Source organism: Novosphingobium sp. YAF33, from assembly GCF_052113265.1.
GTDB lineage: Bacteria > Pseudomonadota > Alphaproteobacteria > Sphingomonadales > Sphingomonadaceae > Novosphingobium.
Genome location: NZ_JBFRCW010000017.1, coordinates 12,946 through 32,137, shown reverse-complemented (window position 1 = coordinate 32,137; position 19,192 = coordinate 12,946). Strand labels below are relative to the sequence as shown.

The following is a 19,192-nucleotide window of genomic DNA, read 5'->3' as shown; positions in this document are numbered from 1 at the left end:
ATCGACGGGGCGAGCGCTATTCGTCCAGGTCGCGGAGGTTGAGCGCCTGTCGCAGGGCCTCGACGGCCGGGGTGGTCTCTTGCGCGGGCGTTCGCGTCCAGTAGTCCAGGTGCTGGAAGCGCAGGCGCTTGCCCGGTAGCTTCACGTCCTTCACGCCGGCGCCGAAATGGCGCGCCACCGGGCCGGAGATGGGATCTCCCAGAACCAGCAACGAGGTGGGAAACCAGTGGTTTGTCCAGACGGTCGGCGCGAAAGGCGCTGCGTGATGGGGGATACGCGCGCCTTTGCCTTCGGGATAGGAGAACTGCCGGTTCCGCTCGCTCCAATATTCGAAGAGCGGCGGGTCGACGGGAAATTCGCGCCGGTTCTTTCGGCGCTCGAAGGCGGCGGCATCATCGGCCAGCAGCAGGTCCGCCTTGCCCAGCGGCGAGCCGAGCGTCACCAGGTCGCTCACCAGCCAGGGGGCTTCCGGCACACCGGCCAGGGCGCGGCGATAGGCGCGCTGGGCATTGCGCCAGGCGGGCAGGGCGGTTTCCTCCAGGGCAGAATCGCCGCCGCGCCGGGCCGCTTCGAGTACCGCCCCGGCCTTCTCCAGCGCGGTCAGTCGTTCCAACAGGGGCGAGCCGGCGGCATGGAGCGCCTGGAGGCGAAGCGGATCGAGCTGCGCCCAGGCCTGGGTCAGGATGTCATAGGCGATCACTGAGCCGAGGCTGTGGCCGACCAGCACGATCCGGTCGTACTCGCCGCTTTCGGTCAGCTTGCGCAGCAGCTCGACGCCGCCGGCCCGGATCCGCTGACGGGCTTCGACATTGTCCGGCTCCGCGCGCAAGTAGCGTGCCGCGTCGCCGACATAGGGCACCAGCATGCCCACGATCACGCTCGTGAGCGCGGGGCCGATCAGGCCGGGCAGCAGCGTCCACCAGAGGCGGTGATCCGCTTCGTCGCCGGACAGGAGCTGCCAGGCGACGATGGCGATGGTGATCGCCAGGCCCACCAGCCAACCCGCGATCCAGTAGGGCAGGTAGGCGCGCGGAATGCTCTGCGGGCTGCGGAAGAACAGGGAGGCGATCCAGCGGCCGATCCCGGCCACCGYGTTGCCGATCATCATGTGCGCCCAGTAATACTCGAAGAAATCGACGCGGCGGGGATCCGGCGGGTCGAAGTAACGCGTCGTCACCCGGCGCAGCTCGAAATTGTCCGAAGTGACGTCGGGCTTGGAGTAGACGGTATTGTCATAGCCCGCGACGAGCGAGCGGTCTTTCGACCATGCCGCGTCGATGAAGCTCCAGAGCGTGTCCATCGGCCGCTGCTCGCCGATGCCGTGGACGAGAATGACTGCCGTTTTGCGCACTTCTGCCAAGGATCGCCCCCCGTCTCGTCACAAAGGGCGATCGTAACATGCAAGTTATGCGGTGTTTACTGCCAATTCCTCAGAGCTTCTCTGAAAATTCGCGATCCCCGAACCTTGCGGCACGAGGGTGCTTTCCCGCGCCAGCGCGATCACGTCGGCGGCGAGACGGTCGACTTGGGCGGGGTCGGCATCCCAGGCGAACATGAACCGCGCACCGCCGCCGATGAACGTGTAGAAACGCCATCCCCGGGCGCGCAGCCCGTCCAGCACCGGCTCGGGCGCGGCCAGGAACACGGCATTGGCCTCCACCGGGAAGATGAGATCCAGTCCTTCGATCCCGGTGACGGCGCCGGCCAGCCGGCGGGCGCAGGCATTGGCGTGGCGGGCATTGCCCAGCCAGGCGCCGGTTTCCAGCACGCCGATCCACGGCGCCGAAAGGTAGCGCATCTTCGAGGCGAGCTGGCCCGCCTGCTTGCAGCGATAGGCGAAGTCCTCGGACAGGGCGTGGTCGAAGAAGATCACCGCCTCGCCCGCCGCCATGCCGTTCTTGGTGCCGCCGAAGCAGAGCACGTCCACGCCGGCCTGCCAGGTGATCTGCGCCGGCGCGCAGTCCAGGGCGGCGCAGGCATGGGCGAAACGGGCGCCGTCCATGTGCAGCTTCAGCCCGAGTTCGCGGCAGGTGGCGGAAATCGCCTCGATCTCGGCCACGGTATAGACCTGCCCGGTTTCGGTGGGCTGGGTGATCGTGACGACGCGGGGCTTGGGGAAGTGGATGTCCGAGCGGCCGGTCGCCAGGCCGCGGATGGCGGCGGGGGTCAGCTTGCCGTCAGCGCTTTGGGCGACGAGCAGCTTGGAGCCGTTGGAGAAGAACTCCGGCGCGCCGCACTCGTCCGTCTCGACATGGGCCGAGGACGAGCAGATCACCGAGTGGTAGGACTGGCACAGCGCGGCCAGCGCCAGCGAATTGGCGGCCGTGCCGTTGAAGGCGAAATAGACGTCGCAGTCGGTGGCGAAAAGGTCGCGGAAGGCGTCGGCGGCGCGGCGGGTCCATTCGTCTTCGCCATAAGCGGTCGCGGAGCCGCGGTTGGCCTGCTCCATGGCGTTCCACGCTTCCGGGCAGATGCCGGCATAGTTGTCGCTGGCGAACTGCTGCGTGGGTCCTGAGGGGAACTGTTCGGACATGCGGTCTTCCTTCTGGCGCGCGATGGACTTCGGGCGAGCCGGGAAGGAACGACGGCGATGCAGCTGGAAAACCCGTTTGTTGCCGGTCCGGCCACATCCCTTCGCATGTCTGCGAAGGTACCACCTTGCTCGGGAGCAGGTTGGTGCCGGGCGCGATCCCGACTCTTGATGCTGGGGCGCTGACTAGGCCCAGCGCCCGAATTCGTCAACCGGTTCTGCGGATTCGACCGCACACTTATCCCTTTTCGCAGGCCGATCAGCAGTAAGTCTGACTCGACGAAATTGCGGCAGCTTCGTAGCTTTTTCCTACGCTTCCGGCCGTTATGCCGCGCGGGCGCGAGGAACCGAAGAACACATGGGGCGGACTTTCGACGCGACGGCATCCGGCGTCAGCCGGGCACGCAATGCCTTGCTGATCACCGATCCCAATCGGCTGATCAGCTATGGACGGCTGATTACGGCGATCTTCGCCGTCATCGCCATCTATCTCGACCCCACCCAGCCCAGCCGCTACCGCGCGGAAGTGCAGGACGTGCTGGCGATCTACCTCGTCATGGCGATCGTGCTGGTGGCCGTGCCGATCCGGCGGCCGGTCGACAGTCCGGTCCATTTCCTCGTACATGTGCTGGACACCGCCATTCTCGGCTGGCTGGCATTCCTGACCAACGAACTGACCAGCCCCTTCTTCTCGTTCCTGCCCTTCACTTTGCTGGCGATGACCGTGCGCTGGGGCTTCATGGGCGCCATGATCGGCGCGGTCATGCTGGAAGTGGTGCTGTTCACGATCGGCATTCCCGACATCCTCGACGGGGAATCGGAACTGAACGTGCTGATTATCCGCACCGTCTACTTCCTGGTCTGCGCGGTGATGCTCGGCTATTTCGGCGCCTACCGCGAGAGCAGCCGCGAACGGCTGGCGCGCCTGGCCGGCTGGCCGATGGATGCGGGCGTCGGCGACCGGCGCGGCTGGCTGGCGGAACTCTGCGGCCATTCCGGCGCGATCACCGGCTGCGAAAGCCTGATCCTCATCTGGCGCGAGCAGGACGAGCCGACCGGGTTCATCGCCCACTGGCGCAAGGAAGGCCTGCGCCTGCTGCCGCTCGACCCGGCGACGTTCCGCAGCGTCTTCGCCGAGGCGCGGCTGGACTTCATGGACCGCACCCGCGCCAGCCTCGTCAGCCCCGCAGAAATGTCCGGATTGACGCTGGCGCTCGATGCGCTGGGATTGCCGCGCCCCCTGCCGCACGACTACGCCGTGCGCTCCGGCTTTTCGGGCCTGCGCTTTCGCGGCGCGATGATCGTGGTGGACCCGGACGGCCGCCCCGAAGATGCCCTGGCCCTGACCGAGATCATCGCCGCGCGCACCGGTTCCGAGCTGGAGCACGTCGAGCTTGTGGCACGGCGCGCCGACAGTGCCCGTGCCGAGGAGCGCAGCCGCTTGGGGCAGGACCTGCACGACAGCGTGCTCCAGGATCTCACGGCGACCAGTCTGAAACTGCGCAGCCTGGCCGCCCGCGAACCCGAGGTGGCGCAGGACCTCAAGGCGATCGAGGAACTCGTCACCGAGCAGCAGCGGCGCATTCGCCGCTTCGTGGAGGAACAGCGCGACGTCTATGCGGACCAGCCCACCGATATGGTGGCGGACTTGCGCCGCCAGGCGGACCTGCTGGAGAAGAAATGGGGCGTCACCGTCGCGTTCGACTGGCACGGCCGTTCCACCCACTTGCCGCGCAACCTGGTGGAGGAAGTGATCGCGCTGTTCTCCGAGGCGACGGCCAATGCCGTGCGCCACGGGTCCGCCACCCGCGTCGCACTGGAAGCGCGGCGCGTTGGCAGCGCGCTCGAACTCGGCGTGGTGGACAACGGGCGCGGGCTGGGACCGGCGGCGAACGGGATCGGCCCGGTTTCGCTCCGCAGCCGCGCCATGCAGCTCGGCGGCTCGATCGCGCTCAATGACAGTGCCGACGGGCTGCGCGTCACGATGGTCATCCCGCTGGACGAGGCGGCATGAGCGTCGTGAACCTCAAGACCTGCCGGGTCCTGGTTGCCGACGACCATCCGCTGCTGCTGCGCGGGCTGGCCGACCTGCTCCAGGCGACCCGCGAAGTCGAACTGGTGGAAGCGACGGGCAGCGGTACGCGCGCCTTGGCGGTGATCCGCGACAAGCGGCCCGAAGTCGCCGTGCTCGACGTGTCGATGCCCGATGTCGGCGGACTGGCGATCCTGCGTGCCATTCGCGAGAACGGCTGGCCTGTGCGGGTCATATTCCTCTCGGCCACGATGACCGGAAGGCAAATCGCCGAGGCCATCGGGCTTGGCGTCTGGGGCTTGCTGCTGAAGGACTATGCCTCGGATTCGCTGCTGGATTGCCTGCATGAGGTCATGGCCGGCCGCAAGTGGCTGCCCGAAGACCTCGTGGCCAAGGCCAAGCGCGGCGGCGGCGTCGATATCGGCGGCGAGATCGCCAGCCTGACGCCGCGCGAAAAGGAGATCAGCGCGCTGGTCTGCCGGGGCTTCTCGAACAAGGCCATCGCCGGGATGGTGGGATCGACCGAAGGCACGGTGAGCATCCACCTGCACAACATCTACCGCAAGCTCGACATTTCCAGCCGCACCACCCTGGCCACGCTTTTCGTCAAGTATCAGTCCCAGATCAGCGACAACGGCTGACCATGGACCGGGCAGCGGCAGGAGCGGAGGGCGACGCCGGCAGCAAAAAGGGCGGCGGACAACTGCGCTTCTGGCTCGGCGCCCTGGTTGGTGCGGTGTTCCTGGGGCTGCTCTGGACTTCGGTGGACATGGCGGCCGTGGGCGCCTTGCTGGCGCGGGCGAGCTGGCCGCCGCTGGTGCTGGCGCTGCTTGCCTATGGGCTCGATTTCCTGCTCCGCGCCTGGCGGTTTCGCGTCCTGCTCGATCCGGGCGGGCGGCAAGTGCCGTTCGGGCCGAGCGTTGCGCCTTTCGTCGCCAGCTTCGGGATCAGCGATATCCTGCCGTTCCGCCTCGGCGACGTGTTCCGCGTCTACTGGTTCCACCGCAGCTTCTCGCTGCCGATGGGCCATGTGCTCGGCGCCATGGTGGTGGAGCGCGTGCTCGATCTCGTCTCGATCCTGATGGTCGCCGGGCTGGCGCTGCTTCTGGTCGACACGGCCTTGCCGGCCGAGATCGTGGCGCAGTTTCGCCTCGTGCTGTTAGTGGCGGTAGGGGCGAGCCTGCTCGTTCTGCTGTCGCCCGGCGCGATCGAGGCGGTGGCCGGATGGGCCGAACGCACGTTTCCCGTGTCTCTGGTGGCCCGCATTGCCCAGACCGCCCGCTCGGTGGCGGGGGCCGTGCGCGGCACCGGCGATCCGCGCCGCATCCTGGGCATGGTCCTGCTGTCCTTCGCGCTGTGGCTGCTGGAAAGCCTCGTCATGCTCGGTGCCTGGGTGAGCCTGGGCGGCGAGGTGGGCGGCGCATTGAAACCGCTGGTGGCCTTTGCATTCTCGACTTTGGGCACGCTGGTGCCCGCGTTGCCGGGCCATTTCGGGTCCTACGAATTCTTCGGCATGCTTTCCTACCGCGCCGTCGGCGTCGATGCCGAGCAGGCGACGGCGACGATCCTGCTGGCCCATCTGCTGCTCTGGCTGCCCACCGCGCTGTTCGCGCTGGGCTGGCTGGTATCGATGCGGCGGGAGTCTCCGCTGCTGGTCATGAAGGCGGGCCAGGCCGGCTAGGCTTGCGCCGCAGCGTGAGGCATGCGCCGGGACACCGGAAGGCCCGCGGGCAGGACGCTGCTTCTTGTCGGATTCCCGATGATGGAGGGATAGAGCGCGGCTGGCCTTTGGCGCCGCGGCAAAAGGCGTCGGTGCGGGCCGACCCGGCCCGCACCTCACCCGTTCAGTGGAACCGGCGGGTCAGCGCCTCGGTGGCATTGCGATGGGCGACGGCCATGACCGTGCCTTGCGGGTTGACCGAAGTGGGCCCGCAGAGCAGCGAGGCGTCGTTGATGTAGAGGCCGTCGGTGCCGTGAACCTTGCCGAAGGAATTGGCCGCGGTGCGCCGGTCGTCCTCGCCCATCGGGCAGGACGAGAAGACGTGGACCGACGTGACGTTGCCGTCGCTGGCCTGAAGCAGTTCGGGCAGGCCGGCAAGGTCCGCCGGGGAATGCAGGTCCGGATAGCCTGCGAGACAGGGATAGATCCGCTGCGCACCCGCCGCGAACAGCGCCTCGCACAGCCGGCGCAGGCCTTCGCCCAGCACCGAGAGATCGCCTTGCGAGAAGCGCACCCGCACGATGGGATCCTCGAAGCCGGGCAGGTTGCGAACGCTCGCCTCGCCGCCGCCGGACTGGACGTAATATATACCCATGCGCCGCCAGCGCTCCGCCACCAGGTCCCAGTGGCCGGGCCGCCCCGACAGCGCGACGCCGAGCATGGCCGGCGTGCTGATGGAGCAGCCCATGCCGAAGCGCGGCTCGAATTCCTTGACCTGGTGGACCGGGTCGAAGTCTCCGGGATGGTTCACGTCGCGGTCGAATTCGGCGACGACTTTGACCATGGGATGAAAGCGCAGGCTGTCGCCGACGTTTTTCGTGATCCCCGAGCGGCGCAGCAGGGCGGGCGTCTGGACCGCGCCGCAGGCGACCACCACCGTCTTCGCGCGGAAGGTGACCGCGCGCCGACTGCCATCCTCGCCGCGGCGCGTGCCCTCGGCGATCCAGTGGCCGTTCATGCGGCGGAGCCGGGCGATGCGGGTTGCCGGAAGCAGCGCGCCGCCGGCCTCCAGGAAGCGGCGCACGAATGTGGCCGACATCGATTGCTTCACGCCGCGCCCATGGTCATGGTCGTAGCGGTAGAGGCGCGGCGCCTCGATCGCCAGCCAGCCTTGCGCCTGGGCGCCCTGCTGGAGGCGGCGCGACATGTCGGAGGCGGCACTACCGGCGTATTCCACCCGAGCGACGGCCTCGCAGGCCGCGAAATGCGGCGTCATTTCCGCCAGGTCCAGACTGTGCACCGCGAAGCGCCGCCGCCAGTCGTCGAAGACATAGCCGGGGGTGCGGTGATAGAGGCCGCGATTGACCTCGCTCCCGCCGCCCACGCAGCGGCCCTCCACCCAGGCCAGCTTGTGCCGCCCCAGCGCCACGCCGACACCGGCATTGCGGTACTTGAGGAGCATTTCCTCGCGCGAGAAGTGGGGCGCTGCTTCGAGGGCGAGATGATCGCCTTCCTCCACCATGGTCACGTCCCGTCCGGCTTCGGCGAAGAGCGTTCCGCTCACCGCGCCGCCGGGGCCGGATCCGATGACGAGGATCTCGGTCTCGATCTCGCCCGAGCCGTGTCTGGCGCCGTTGACAGCCCCCTTCATGCCGCGATCCTCGCCGCCTGCGCACTGTTCGCGGCATTGGGCAGCGAATAGAGGCCGTAGCAGGCGAAAGTCGTGTAGAAAGCGATCATCGAACGGCGAAAGCCGATGCGGGACCGGCGCCAGGCGGCGAGATGGGCCTGTCGCTCCGCCGCGCCGAGGCGCGAGAAGCGCTGCCCGTGGGCCGGCAGCGCCGCCACGTCGAAAGCCAGGGCCAGCGCGCGGAAGCCGATGCGGAAATAGTCCGGCATGCTGGCCAGGGTTGCGCGCACATAGTCCGCCACCAGGCCGCGCTCCGGCGCGGGCAGGTCCGGGCGGGATTCGTCGATCAGGACATCGACGATGGCCGTCACGCAGCGCGCGACCGCGTCGGTATGGCGCCGGGTTCGGTCAGACATGGCGGGCCTCCGCAAGGATGGGTGCGAACGGGGGATCGTCGAAACGACGGAACAGGGCATCGCCGCTGGAACGGGCGCTGCGGATCAGCGAGGGCACGCCGATCGCGGCGGCACCGGCGGCGTCGCGGTCCTGCCGGTCGCCGATGACCAGCGTTTCCTCCGCCGTGACTTCGGCCTCTTCCAGCAGGGCCAGCAAGCCGGTGGGATCGGGCTTGAGCCGGCCGATACCGCGGTCTCCGGACCAGATGACGTGGTCCGCCTTGAGGCCGAGCGCGGCGAGCTTGTCGTTCACGGGATAGTCCGACCAGACCGCGATCCGCCGCCCGGTCGCCCTCAGGGCCGAGAACAGGCCGTCGATCCCGCGCGCCTTGTAGCGCGGCAGCAAGGCCAGCGGGCGGCGCTCGATCCACTCCTCGACAAGCGCGCGGACCTCGCCTTCCGAGCAGCCGCAACGCCGCGCGGTGAGGCGGAACTGCTCGTTGTTGAAGTCGTCCCCCTGAACCTCGCCCAGCAGTTCGCGGATCTGGCGGAAGGCCCGCAGCGTCTCCACCGTGCGCAGGCTGCGGCGGCGAAGGCTGTGCTTGACCAGTTCCAGCGCCATCGCGCGGCGGAGCGGCGGTTGGTCGTAGAGCGTACCGTCGAGGTCGAACACCACGAGCCGCACCTTGCTCCAGGCCACGTCGGTCACGGTTTCCACTCCCTTACTTGCCGTGGCCGGGCAGCATGTCCACCGGCGTGAAGCTGCGGTTGGAAAGCGCGGTGAGGCTGGGCAGGTCGACGAAGGAGAGCAGCAGCAGCACACCCACGGTGATGCCCAGCGTGGTCATCAGGCGGCGCGAGCGGAACATGCGCTCAGGCCGCTGGGCGATGGAGTCGCGCAGCATCGAAAGCCAGAGGTAGCAGCCGAACAGCCCGGCGATGAACGGGAAGGCCAGGATGTATTCCACGCGGTACTTGATGAGGAACACGCCCAGGAAGAACGAGGAGAGCATGGCATAGACCAGGCAGCTCACCACCAGGCTTTCCGCCGTATAGCCGGCGAAGGACTTGCGGTAGCGGGTCAGCGTCTCGATCCCCACCATGGCGGTGATGTCGCGATATTCGGAAAGGCGCTTGGAGCCCATCAGGAACGCGCCGCCGGCCCAGTAGGCCAGCAGGAGGCTGGCGGGCGGCATGCTGGAGGGGTCCATCATCAGCCAGCCCAGGGTCAGGCGGATGGGGTTGTTCACCGATTCCGAGACCACGTCCAGGAACGGCCGGTCCTTGGAGCGCAGCGGGCGCACGTTGTAGACGATGCCGGAGACCAAAAACACGACCGCCACGGTAAAGAAGGCGCTGCCCAGCGAGGTCGCCAGGGCCAGGCCGAAGGCCGCGAAGACCGTGTATTGCAGGTAGACCAGCGCCGGGGAGAGCTGCAGCGACACCGCGGTGCGGTGGTGCTTGCTGGGATGGTGGGCATCGGATTCGCGGTCCAGCCACTCGTTGATGATATAGTTGGCCGAGGCGATGGCGATCGCCACCACGAAGCCGATCACGATCCGCGCCGGGGCGTCCAGCAGCGAAGGTTCGCGCAGCGCATAGGCCAGGATCAGGCCCGGGATCACGAAGACGTGCTTGGTGGCGTGATCGAAGCGGGCAAGGCTCAGGTAGTCGCGCAGGCGCGCGGTCTTCCGGTTGCGCGATGCGGCGCCCTTCGTGGTGGGTCCCGCAATTTCAGGCCCCCTCATTTCAGATGTGTTCATTTCCGGATTCTCCTGGAACGGAGGGGTGAACTTGGGGCATTCACGGATGCAGGGTGGCTTTGACGCGGTAGATGCGGCCGTCGGCGAAGGCGCCGGCAGGTTCTAGCGAGAGGTCGCGCTTCAGGCGCTCTTCGCTGGCGAGGTAGAAGCGCCAGTCGATCCGGTCGAAGCACACCACGTAGACCGGCAGGCCCGCGTCCGCCTGGGCCCGGATGCGGGCAAGCTGGGCTTCGGGCGGGTTGGCCGGATCGGGCCTGTTGGTGCGCAGCAGGCGTTCCTGCGGCACGATCTGGGCGCTGCGCTGGGTGAGCAGGGCGACCACTTCGGGGCCGTTGGAAAAGAGCGAGGCATTGCCCGGGAGCCCTTCGACGGCGGCGATGGTCGGCGAGGCGCGCCATTCGAGGCTGAGGAAGCCGATGCCCTCGCGGTACACCTGATACGTGCGGGCCGAAGTGCGGACCGTGTGGCCGACGAGGACCAGCGCGGCGAGGGCGGCAAGGGTCAGCCAGATCGTCCGCAGGCCGCCGAGGCGCTGGTCGAGGCCGCTGGCCTGCGCGGTGACCATCATGACCAGCATGACATAGGCCGGAAAACCGTAGCGGCCGACGAACTGCAGGTTCGCTTCCAGCGCCGTGGAGAGCCAGACGAAAGCCAGGTAGCCGACGAAGGACAGGCCGAGCATCAGCGAGAACGCCAGGCGCGGGTCGCAGCCCCCATCGCGCGGGGTCGCATCGGGGCGAACGCGGCGCCAGGCGGCGAGCTGGCGGGCGAACTGCCAGCCGGCGAAGCCGAGCACGGCGACGAGCAGCAGCACGCGAAGGGCCAGCGGCACGGCGTCGGGCAGGAGCCAGGCGGCCGTCGTCTCCAGGTTCGCCCACCACTGTGCCGGACCCATGTTGCCGTAGAAGCGCAGTTCGCGCCCGATCGAATGGCCGACCGTCAGCGTGCTGGCGACGACCCAGACGAAGAACAGCGCGGCGCCGGGAATGGCGAACAGGGCACTGTCGGCGATCCGGCGTCCGAAGGGCAGTCGCGGGTTCGCCAGGATCACCAGGACCACGGCGGCGCCGATCGGCGGGGCGGTGAAGCGGGTAAGCGTGGCCATGCCCAGCATCAGCGAGGCGATCAGGAGATCGCGCCGGGCGCCGCGTTCGAAATAGTCCAGCGTGAACCACAGGGTCAGCAGGACGAACGTGATGAACGGGGGCTCGGAGATCACCGCAGCGTGAAGCGAAACGAACTGCGGCGCCAATGCGATGAGCGCGGTGCCGATGGCGGCATAGCGCCAGTCTGCGGCCGTGCGCCGGATCAGCGCGAAGATCAGGATCACGTTGGCCACCAGGGTGACCAGCGCCCAGGCGCTGGCTGCCGTCAGCAGCGGCATGCCCAGGGCATGGGGCAGCACCAGCATCCAGTGATAGACCGGCGCGTCGTAGGGGATCGGGCTGATCCCCATGTAGCGGGTGCTGTCCGGCGTGACGACCATGCCGTGATGGACGTTGAGCTGGAACAGCACCAGCGAGAGGACCAGGATCGCGGCGCAGGCGATCCATCCGCCCGGAGCGGCGGCGGAGACATGCGGAGCGGTGAAGCTGCGCGGGGCGGGGGTGAGCCTGTCGGCGGGAGTGGCCATGGCGTCAGCCCAGCACGCGCTTGATGTTCTTGACCACGAAGCGCACCGTGGCATCGGCCACGCCGCGGCCCAGCACATCGTCGAGGGCATCGACCAGGGCATCGATCTGCGCTTCGGAAACGATGTAGGGCGGCATGAAATGCAGCAGGTCGCGGGCGCCGGGCTGGAAGTGCACCAGGATGCCGTGGCGCTCGTAGAGTTCGCGGGCCATCGCCCCGATCAGGACCGTCTCGTAAGTGACGAAAAGCGGGTTCTTGCGGATATCGATCGCCTTTTCAGCCAGTTGCTGGCCGAAGTTCAGCTCGATGGCCTGGAAGCAGCCCTTGCCGCGCAGCGACACGATCTTGCGCGGGTACTTCTCGCGCAGGCGCTCCAGCCCGGCGCGCAGATATTCACCCATGCGGGCGGCGCGCTCGATCAGGCGTTCGTCCTCCAGCACGTTGAGCGTCTCGATGCCGACGGCGCAGGTCTCGCCCATGCCGCTGAAGCTGGAGCTGTGCAGGTTGCAGTCGTTCTTGTTGCCATAGGCCTTGTCGAACAGCGCCTGCGAAGTGACCATGGCGCCCAGCTCGCGCTTGCCGCCGCCCAGCGTCTTGGCGAGCGTGACGACGTCGGGCACCACGTCCTCGTGCTGGAAGGCGCAGAACTTACCGGTGCGTCCCATGCCGACCTTCACTTCGTCGAAGATCGTCAGGATGTCGTTCTCGCGGCAGACTTGCGCGAATTCCGTGAGGAAGCCGGGATCGGGAACGTGGCAGGACGTGCCGCGGATCGTCTCGATGATCCCGGCGATGATGCGGTTGCCGCTGCCGGATTTACCGATATCGGCCTTCTCGCGGGCGATCGCCTCGCGCACCGAGGCGATGTCGCCATACGTCGCGAAGACCACGTTCTCCTTCGGCACGCCCATGATGAAGCCGCTCTGCACGTCGGTAGCCGTGGTGAGCGAGAGCGGGCCGTGAGTCTTGCCGTGGAAGGCACCCTTGAAGCAGAGGAACTTGGTCTTGCCCTTGGGCGTTTGCACGCGCTCGCAGATCTTCATCGCCGCTTCGTTGGCCTCGGTGCCGGAGACGGCGAGGAACGAGACGTCGAGCGGTTCCGGCAGGAAGCGGGAGATGTTGTAGGCCAGCGCGCCCTGCAGCTTGTGCGGGGCGATCTTGATGCAGTCCAGCACCTTGAGATCGTGGCAGCGGCGCTCTGCGGCGATGATGCGGGGGTGGTTGTGGCCCAGCCCCAGCACGCCGAAACCGCCCGAGTAATCGAGGATCCTGCGCCCGTCGCGCAAGGTGATCTCGGCGCCCTGCGCGCTTTCGATGTCCATCTGCGCCAGGCCCAGGATGTCGAAGACCTGGAGCATGTATTTGTTGAGGTGGGCGGCGTAGAGGCCCATCGCGGACTCGCTGTCGAGCGCAAGGCTCTGGTCCAGGGTCAGCAGGCCGCGGTTCTGCCGGTCTTCGCGGCTCGGGGCTTCTATCTTTGCAAGTGCCGTCACGCTCGTTCCCTCCTTCAAGCGAATGGGAAGACGCTACCGGAGGGTGAGGGCGGAATGTATCTACAGGACCATATACTACCGAATGCCCGGCCGGGCCGCGCGCTCTAACCCGGCAGAGCGAAGGCCTATCCCTGCTGGGTAGGACCGATGACCCGGGGACTGCGTAAACGAGAGCATGGCCGGCGCGATGGTCATCGGGCCGGGTCTGCGGTTTGTCGATTTTGCGACAACAATTGCCTCGCAACGCGGCACGGAACCCCGTATTGGCGGAATCCGGCCCGGGGTGGGCCCGATACACGGGAAATGCAGGCGAAGCCGAAAACCATGGCCTTGACGTTGGATAACCTGGACAGTCTGCCGGAAGGCGGACCCGCTCAGGGCGACCTTTCCCCTCATTCCCCGAACCCGCCTCCGCCGCCCGAAGGCAAGCCGCGAAGGCGCCGCTCTCGCTGGTGGTGGTTCTCGCGCGGGGTGGCGGCGCTGCTCATGCTCTTCATCGTGACGATCGGCTGGCTGGCCGTGACCGCGCCCATGTCGAAATCGCTGCAGCCGATCTCGCCGCCGCAGATCACCCTGCTGGCCGCGGACGGCACGCCGATCGCCCGCAACGGCGCCATCGTCGACGCGCCGGTCGAAGTGAAGAAGCTGCCGATCCACGTCACCCAGGCCTTCATCGCCATCGAGGACCGCCGCTTCTACAGCCATTGGGGCATCGACCCGCGCGGGATCGCCCGCGCCTTGTGGAGCAACGTCAGCGGCGGCAGCACCCAGGGCGGCAGCACGATCACTCAGCAGCTGGCCAAGTTCACGTTCCTCACCTCCGAACGCAGCCTCACCCGCAAGGCGCGGGAAGTGCTGATCGCGTTCTGGCTGGAAGCCTGGCTCACCAAGGACGAGATCCTCGAACGCTACCTTTCGAACGCCTACTTCGGTGACAACACCTATGGGCTTCGCGCCGCCTCGCTCCACTATTTCCACCGCAAGCCGGAAAGCCTGACGCCGGCGCAGTCGGCCATGCTGGCCGGTCTGATGAAGGCGCCCTCTCGCCTGGCGCCCACCAACAATTACGACCTGGCCGAAAAGCGCATGAAAGTGGTGCTTCTGGCCATGGTCGATGCCGGCTACATGACGCCCGCGCAAGCCCGCGCCACGCGTCCGCCGCGGCTCGACGTGCGCTCGCGCAACGACCTGCCGACCGGCACGTACTTCGCCGACTGGGCGCTGCCGCAGGCGCGCGGAATCGACGAGGCGAGCTATGCCGCGCAGACTTACAAGACCACGCTCGATTCGCGCCTCCAGGCCGCGGCGCGCCGCGCCATCGAAGGCGCGCCGCTCGGCAACGCGCAAGTTGCGCTCGTGGCGATGCGTCCGAACGGTGAAGTGGTGGCGATGGTCGGCGGCAGGGACTACGCCAAGTCGCCGTTCAACCGCGTGACCCAGGCACAGAGGCAGCCGGGCTCCACCTTCAAGCTCTTCGTCTACCTGGCCGCGCTGAACGATGGGTGGAAGCCCGAGGATACCATCGAGAACACCCCGTTCGAGATCGGCTACTACCGCCCCCAGAACGCGGGCGGGGCCTATTCGAAGACGATCACGCTGGCCGATGCCTTCGCCCATTCCAGCAATGTCGCCGCCGTGCGCCTGTTCCAGAAAGTGGGCGACAAGGCGGTGATCGACATGGCCCGCAAGCTGGGCGTCACTGCGCCGCTGCCCCATGGCGATCCCAGCCTGGCGCTGGGTACCTCCAGCATGAACCTCATGGAACTGACCGCCGCTTACGCGGGTGTCGCGGGCAACCGTTTCCCGGTCGTGCCCACGGCGTTCAAGTCCAAGGAGGAAGGCTGGTTCGACGGGCTGATCAGCGGCCGCCGCAGCCTGTCCAGCGATGTCCACGAGAACATGGAGACCCTGCTGCGCGGCGCCGTCAATCGCGGTACCGGGCGCGGGGCGCGGCTCCAGGCGGCGAACTACGGCAAGACCGGGACCAGCCAGGAAAACCGCGATGCGCTGTTCGTTGGCTATGCCAAGGACCTCGTGGTCGGCGTGTGGGTGGGGAATGACGACAATACGCCGCTCAAGGGGGTTTCCGGCGGTACCATCCCCGCGCGCATCTGGCGCGACTTCATGCAGCAGGCCCTGGGCGAGCGCGCTGCGCCCCGTCCGCGCGCGACCGAGAGCCCCGATCCGGAAGGCCCGGTCCAGCCGCTCGACGTGCCCGATCTCGGCGATATTCCGCTGGGCGATGCCAATCTGCGCGTCGAACAGGGCAAGGCGGTGCTTTCGACCCAGATCAACGGCGCGCCGGTCGATGTGAAGCTGGACCAGAACGGGCTGCAGATCGACGGGCGCAAGGTGATCGAGCAGATCGTGTCGCCGCCGCCTCCGCCGCCGCCGCAGGCCCGACCTTCGCCGCAGCCCTGAGGCATTCGGTCCCCGCACCGTGCGGTGGGGCAGGCCGGGTGGGGCTGCGGGGATTTGGCCCGGGAACGTCCCGCGGCGCGAGGCTTTCCCCTCAGGACCCTGTCCCGAGGAGCCTGCGCGCGATGTCCGATTTCGATCTTTACTATTGGCCCGTCCCGTTTCGCGGCCAGTTCCTTCGCGGGATCCTGGCTTTCGCCGGCAAGACCTGGAACGAGCACGACAGCGATGAGATCGCCGATCTCATGGGCAAGTCTCCCGGCGATCAGCCGGTGCCTTTCATGGGGCCGCCGGTCCTGATCGACCGGGAGAACGACTTCGCCATCGCCCAGATGCCCGCCATCGCGCTCTATCTGGGCGAGAAGCTGGATCTCCTGCCCGCGACGCCCGAAGGCCGGGCCGCATCGATCAAGGTGGTGAACGACGCCAATGACGTGATCGACGAACTCACGATGGATGGTGGACGGGAGATGTGGGACGAGGAGGAATGGCAGGAGTTCCTGCCGCGCCTGGAACGCTGGATGGCCATCTGGGAAGCGACCGGCCGCGCGCACGGCCTGGGCGACGGCGAGGGTTATCTCCTCGGCGGCGACGAGGCGGGCCTGGCCGATGTGGTCACGGCCGTGCTCTGGTCAACGATGGCCGAACGCTTCGGCCAGATCGCATCGCTGCTGGAGCGCGCGGCACCTCGGGTTTCCGCACTTGTTGGCCGCATGGGGCAAAGGCCGGCGCTGGCGCGTCTGGCGAGCGACGCGAAGGAACGATATGGCGAAGCCTATTGCGGCGGCGAGATCGAGAAATCCCTGCGCAAGGTGGCCTGCTGAGGTGCCGGGTCGAAAGTCACAGCACGACCATGGCCATGCCGATGATCGCGATCCACAGCACCACCGTGATGCCGGCGATGGTCAGGAGGTCTAGCCTCCGTTCTTCTCCCATACAGGGCGTTATTCTTGTCATGGCTGGCTGCTCCTTTCGTTGCTGCCGGGCACAACCCCGCATCTAATCAACTGCAAAGGTTCGAGATTGTTCCCTCGCCTGTGCCGGCAGGGCGGGACGCGGGTGCGGTCAGGGTGTACGGCGCGGCGTCCGGCGCCTAAGGGACAGGCATGCAGCCAGCCATGCTTATCGACGGGCGTCTTCACGAAGGCGCCTTCACTTTCGACGTTTTCGACCCCGCCACCGGCACGGTGCTCACGCCTAGCTGGTGCGCCGATCGCGCCATGGCGCAACGCGCGATTGCCGCCGCCAATCGGGCCTTTCCGGCCTGGCGCGACAGCCCGGCGCAGGACCGTGCCCGTGCTCTGGAAGCGCTGGCCTCGGCCCTGGCGGACCGCGCGGAGGCTTTCGCCCGCCTGCTGACTCAGGAGCAGGGCAAGCCGCTGGCGGAAGCACGCGGCGAAGTCGGCGCTTCCATCGAAGCGCTGCGCTATCATGCGGGCCTGACGCTGGAGGAGCGCGTGCTGGTGGATGCACCGGGAGAGCGGATCGTCGAACAGCGCTACCCGCTGGGCGTGGTCGCGGCGATCGTGCCGTGGAATTTCCCGCTGCTGCTGCTGGTGCTCAAGCTGGCGCCGGCACTGGTCGCGGGAAACTGCGTCATCGCCAAGCCCGCGCCGACCACGCCGCTGACGGCGCTTCTGCTGGGCGAACTGGCGGCCGACCTGCTGCCGCCCGGCGTGTTCCAGACCTTGGGCGACGACGGAACGCTGGGTCCGCTGCTGGCCGCGGATCCCGGCATCGCTCATGTCAGCTTCACCGGATCGACGGCGACGGGGCGCAAGGTCATGGCCTCGGCGGCGGACAGCCTGAAGCGCTTCACGCTGGAACTGGGCGGCAACGATGCCGCGCTCGTGCTCGACGATGCGGACATTTCCGCCATCGCGCCCCGGCTGTTCGAAGGTGCCATGGCCAATGCCGGGCAAGTCTGCATCGGCATCAAGCGCATCTATGCGCCGCGCGGAAAGATCGACGCGCTCTGCGACGCTCTGGCAGACCTCTCGCGGCAGGCCGTGACCGGCAGCGGCCTCGACCCCGCGATCACGCTGGGCCCGGTCCAGAACGCCGCACAGCACGCGCGGCTGGCGGAACTTCTGGCAGAGAGCCGCGCGCTTGGGCGCGTGGTCGTTGGCGGCGCGCCACTGGCGGGAGAGGGCTGGTTCGTCCCGCCCACCGTGATCCGCGACTTGCCCGAACATGCCCGCCTCGTGCGCGAGGAGCAGTTCGGTCCGGTCATCCCGCTGTTGGCCTACGACAGCTTGGACGAGGCGGTGAGCCGCGTGAACGACAGCGAATACGGCCTTGGCGCCTCGGTCTGGAGCGGCGACACGGAGCGCGCCCTGAAGCTGGCGGGGCGCATCGAGAGCGGGCTGGTCTGGGTCAACCGGGTGTTCAGCCTGCCTTTCGAGGTGCCGATCGGCGGCGCGAAGCAATCGGGCATCGGGCGCCATCAGGGGCAGGCCGGGCTTGAGGAATTCACCCAGGCCCGCATCGTCAACGCCGTGCTCGCGTGACGGCGCCCGGGCTTGCATAAGGCGGGCAGCGCTGTATCCGGCGCGATACGGCCGTTCGGGCCGGCGATCGGAGTGACCATGCAGGACGTTCACCTCTTTTCCTACGGCACCTTGCGACAGGAAGCGGTTCAACTGGCGCTGTTCGGACGGCGGATCGAGGGCGAGCCGGATGCCATGCCCGGCTGGCGGCAGCGCATGATCGAGATCACCGACGCCGATGTCATCGCCAAGAGCGGGACGCGCTGGCACCCGATGGTGGAGCCGAGCGACCGCGAGGACGACGCGGTGGAGGGCACGCTGTTCCGGATCTCCGCCGAGGACCTGGCCCATGCCGATTCCTATGAGATAGACTACCTGCGCCGCGAAGTGCGCCTGCGCTCGGGCACGATGGCCTGGGTCTACGGCGATCCGGAGGCGTGAGCGTGCAGAAGGATTCCCACAGCCATGACGGAGCCGAGATGACGACCCTTTCTTCCCCGCGCGAAGCCGTGGGACCGGGCTATTCGCCTGAAGCTCTGCGCGAGGCCCAGGCCCTGTCCTGGCGCGCGCTGGAGCGGATCGTCGCCCAGGTCCGCCCGGGCATGCGGGAGCGCGAGGCGGTGGCCATCGGCGAGGCGGCGCTGGCGGAACTGGGCCTGGAGAAATCCTGGCACCCCGTGCTCGTGCGCTTCGGCGAGAACACGCTGAAGATCTTCAGCGATCGATCCGAGGGCGACGCCGTCCTGGGCGCGGACGATATCTATTTCATAGACATGGGCCCGGTGTTCTTCGGGCACGAGGGCGACGTGGGCGCCACGTTCACCGTTGGCGAGGATGCCGGGATGCAGGCCTGCGCGCGCGACGTGAAAGTGCTGTTCGACCGGGTGCAGGCGATCTGGGGGCAGGGCGAGGTAACCGGCCGCGCGCTTTATGCCCGTGCCGAGGAAGAAGCGCGGGCGATGGGCTGGGTGCTCAACCTCGACATCCGCGGACACCGGGTCGGCGACTATCCGCACTCCGTGCACAAGGGCGGGAATCTGGGCGATTTCGATGCCTTGCCCGGCAAGGGGCTATGGATCCTGGAAATGCAGATCCGCCATCCCACCCGGCCGTTCGGTGCCTTTTACGAGGACCTGCTGGCCTGACGCTT

Annotated in this window: 16 protein-coding genes and 1 riboswitch; of the genes, 8 read left to right on the top strand and 8 right to left on the bottom strand. The window is 67.7% G+C overall.

The window, feature by feature from the left end; translation table 11 throughout:
* Positions 1–16: 16 nt before the first annotated feature.
* Both AB4Z00_RS23625 and AB4Z00_RS23620 read right to left on the bottom strand, forming a co-directional pair.
* The gene (locus AB4Z00_RS23625) at positions 17–1,351 is read right to left on the bottom strand and encodes an alpha/beta fold hydrolase (RefSeq protein WP_442047456.1); all 1,335 of its coding nucleotides are present in this window, start codon (positions 1,349–1,351) and stop codon (positions 17–19) included.
* A 54-nt stretch (positions 1,352–1,405) separates the two neighbouring features.
* Positions 1,406–2,533 (bottom strand): threonine aldolase family protein, encoded by a 1,128-nt coding sequence (locus AB4Z00_RS23620; protein WP_442047455.1) that lies wholly within the window; start codon positions 2,531–2,533, stop codon positions 1,406–1,408.
* 65 nt (positions 2,534–2,598) lie between these two features.
* Positions 2,599–2,710: riboswitch (SAM-I-IV-variant riboswitch) on the bottom strand.
* Between the two features lie 178 nt (positions 2,711–2,888).
* On the opposite strand from AB4Z00_RS23620, the gene AB4Z00_RS23615 reads away from it, so the two are divergent.
* Genes AB4Z00_RS23615 through AB4Z00_RS23605 form a run of 3 tightly spaced genes read left to right on the top strand, consistent with a single transcriptional unit; the run spans position 2,889 to position 6,243 of the window.
* The gene (locus AB4Z00_RS23615; RefSeq protein ID WP_134096140.1) at positions 2,889–4,544 is read left to right on the top strand and encodes a sensor histidine kinase; all 1,656 of its coding nucleotides are present in this window, start codon (positions 2,889–2,891) and stop codon (positions 4,542–4,544) included.
* Positions 4,541–5,203, top strand: a complete 663-nt coding sequence (locus AB4Z00_RS23610) for a response regulator (RefSeq protein WP_132269350.1) — start codon at positions 4,541–4,543, stop codon at positions 5,201–5,203. The genes AB4Z00_RS23615 and AB4Z00_RS23610 overlap by 4 nt, the downstream gene beginning before the upstream one ends.
* A gap of 2 nt (positions 5,204–5,205) precedes the next feature.
* Positions 5,206–6,243, top strand: a complete 1,038-nt coding sequence (locus AB4Z00_RS23605; RefSeq protein ID WP_314468476.1) for a lysylphosphatidylglycerol synthase transmembrane domain-containing protein — start codon at positions 5,206–5,208, stop codon at positions 6,241–6,243.
* Positions 6,244–6,406: 163 nt separating this feature from the next.
* On the opposite strand, the gene AB4Z00_RS23600 is transcribed toward AB4Z00_RS23605, so the two are convergent.
* From AB4Z00_RS23600 to AB4Z00_RS23575, 6 genes are read right to left on the bottom strand one after another with little or no spacing between them, the layout of a single operon-like run.
* The gene (locus tag AB4Z00_RS23600) at positions 6,407–7,873 is read right to left on the bottom strand and encodes a GMC family oxidoreductase (protein ID WP_314468474.1); all 1,467 of its coding nucleotides are present in this window, start codon (positions 7,871–7,873) and stop codon (positions 6,407–6,409) included.
* Positions 7,870–8,268: a hypothetical protein gene (locus tag AB4Z00_RS23595; RefSeq protein WP_442047454.1), complete on the bottom strand. Its 399-nt coding sequence runs from the start codon at positions 8,266–8,268 to the stop codon at positions 7,870–7,872. Before AB4Z00_RS23595 ends, AB4Z00_RS23600 begins: the two co-directional genes overlap by 4 nt.
* Positions 8,261–8,956, bottom strand: a complete 696-nt coding sequence (locus AB4Z00_RS23590) for an HAD family hydrolase (RefSeq protein WP_165921520.1) — start codon at positions 8,954–8,956, stop codon at positions 8,261–8,263. Before AB4Z00_RS23590 ends, AB4Z00_RS23595 begins: the two co-directional genes overlap by 8 nt.
* Before the next feature lie 13 nt (positions 8,957–8,969).
* Positions 8,970–10,010, bottom strand: coding sequence for a UbiA family prenyltransferase (locus tag AB4Z00_RS23585; protein ID WP_207913092.1), 1,041 nt, complete (start codon positions 10,008–10,010; stop codon positions 8,970–8,972).
* A 40-nt stretch (positions 10,011–10,050) separates the two neighbouring features.
* The gene (locus AB4Z00_RS23580) at positions 10,051–11,643 is read right to left on the bottom strand and encodes a glycosyltransferase family 39 protein (RefSeq protein ID WP_442047453.1); all 1,593 of its coding nucleotides are present in this window, start codon (positions 11,641–11,643) and stop codon (positions 10,051–10,053) included.
* A gap of 4 nt (positions 11,644–11,647) precedes the next feature.
* Entirely contained in the window at positions 11,648–13,135 is a 1,488-nt protein-coding gene (locus tag AB4Z00_RS23575) for an aspartate aminotransferase family protein (RefSeq protein ID WP_132269362.1), read from the bottom strand.
* A gap of 324 nt (positions 13,136–13,459) precedes the next feature.
* Here AB4Z00_RS23575 and AB4Z00_RS23570 point away from each other — a divergent pair, with 324 nt between their 5' ends.
* The 5 genes from AB4Z00_RS23570 (at position 13,460) to AB4Z00_RS23550 (ending at position 19,187) form a co-directional block, all read left to right on the top strand.
* On the top strand, positions 13,460–15,556 hold the full coding sequence (locus AB4Z00_RS23570) for a transglycosylase domain-containing protein (protein ID WP_132269364.1): 2,097 nt from the start codon (positions 13,460–13,462) through the stop codon (positions 15,554–15,556).
* Between the two features lie 122 nt (positions 15,557–15,678).
* Positions 15,679–16,377 (top strand): glutathione S-transferase family protein, encoded by a 699-nt coding sequence (locus AB4Z00_RS23565; protein WP_442047452.1) that lies wholly within the window; start codon positions 15,679–15,681, stop codon positions 16,375–16,377.
* 282 nt (positions 16,378–16,659) lie between these two features.
* Positions 16,660–18,063, top strand: a complete 1,404-nt coding sequence (locus tag AB4Z00_RS23560) for an aldehyde dehydrogenase family protein (protein ID WP_442047451.1) — start codon at positions 16,660–16,662, stop codon at positions 18,061–18,063.
* Positions 18,064–18,141: 78 nt separating this feature from the next.
* Complete coding sequence (locus tag AB4Z00_RS23555) at positions 18,142–18,483, top strand: gamma-glutamylcyclotransferase family protein (protein WP_442047491.1); 342 nt, start codon at positions 18,142–18,144, stop codon at positions 18,481–18,483.
* 38 nt (positions 18,484–18,521) lie between these two features.
* On the top strand, positions 18,522–19,187 hold the full coding sequence (locus AB4Z00_RS23550) for a M24 family metallopeptidase (RefSeq protein WP_132269372.1): 666 nt from the start codon (positions 18,522–18,524) through the stop codon (positions 19,185–19,187).
* Positions 19,188–19,192: the final 5 nt, after the last annotated feature.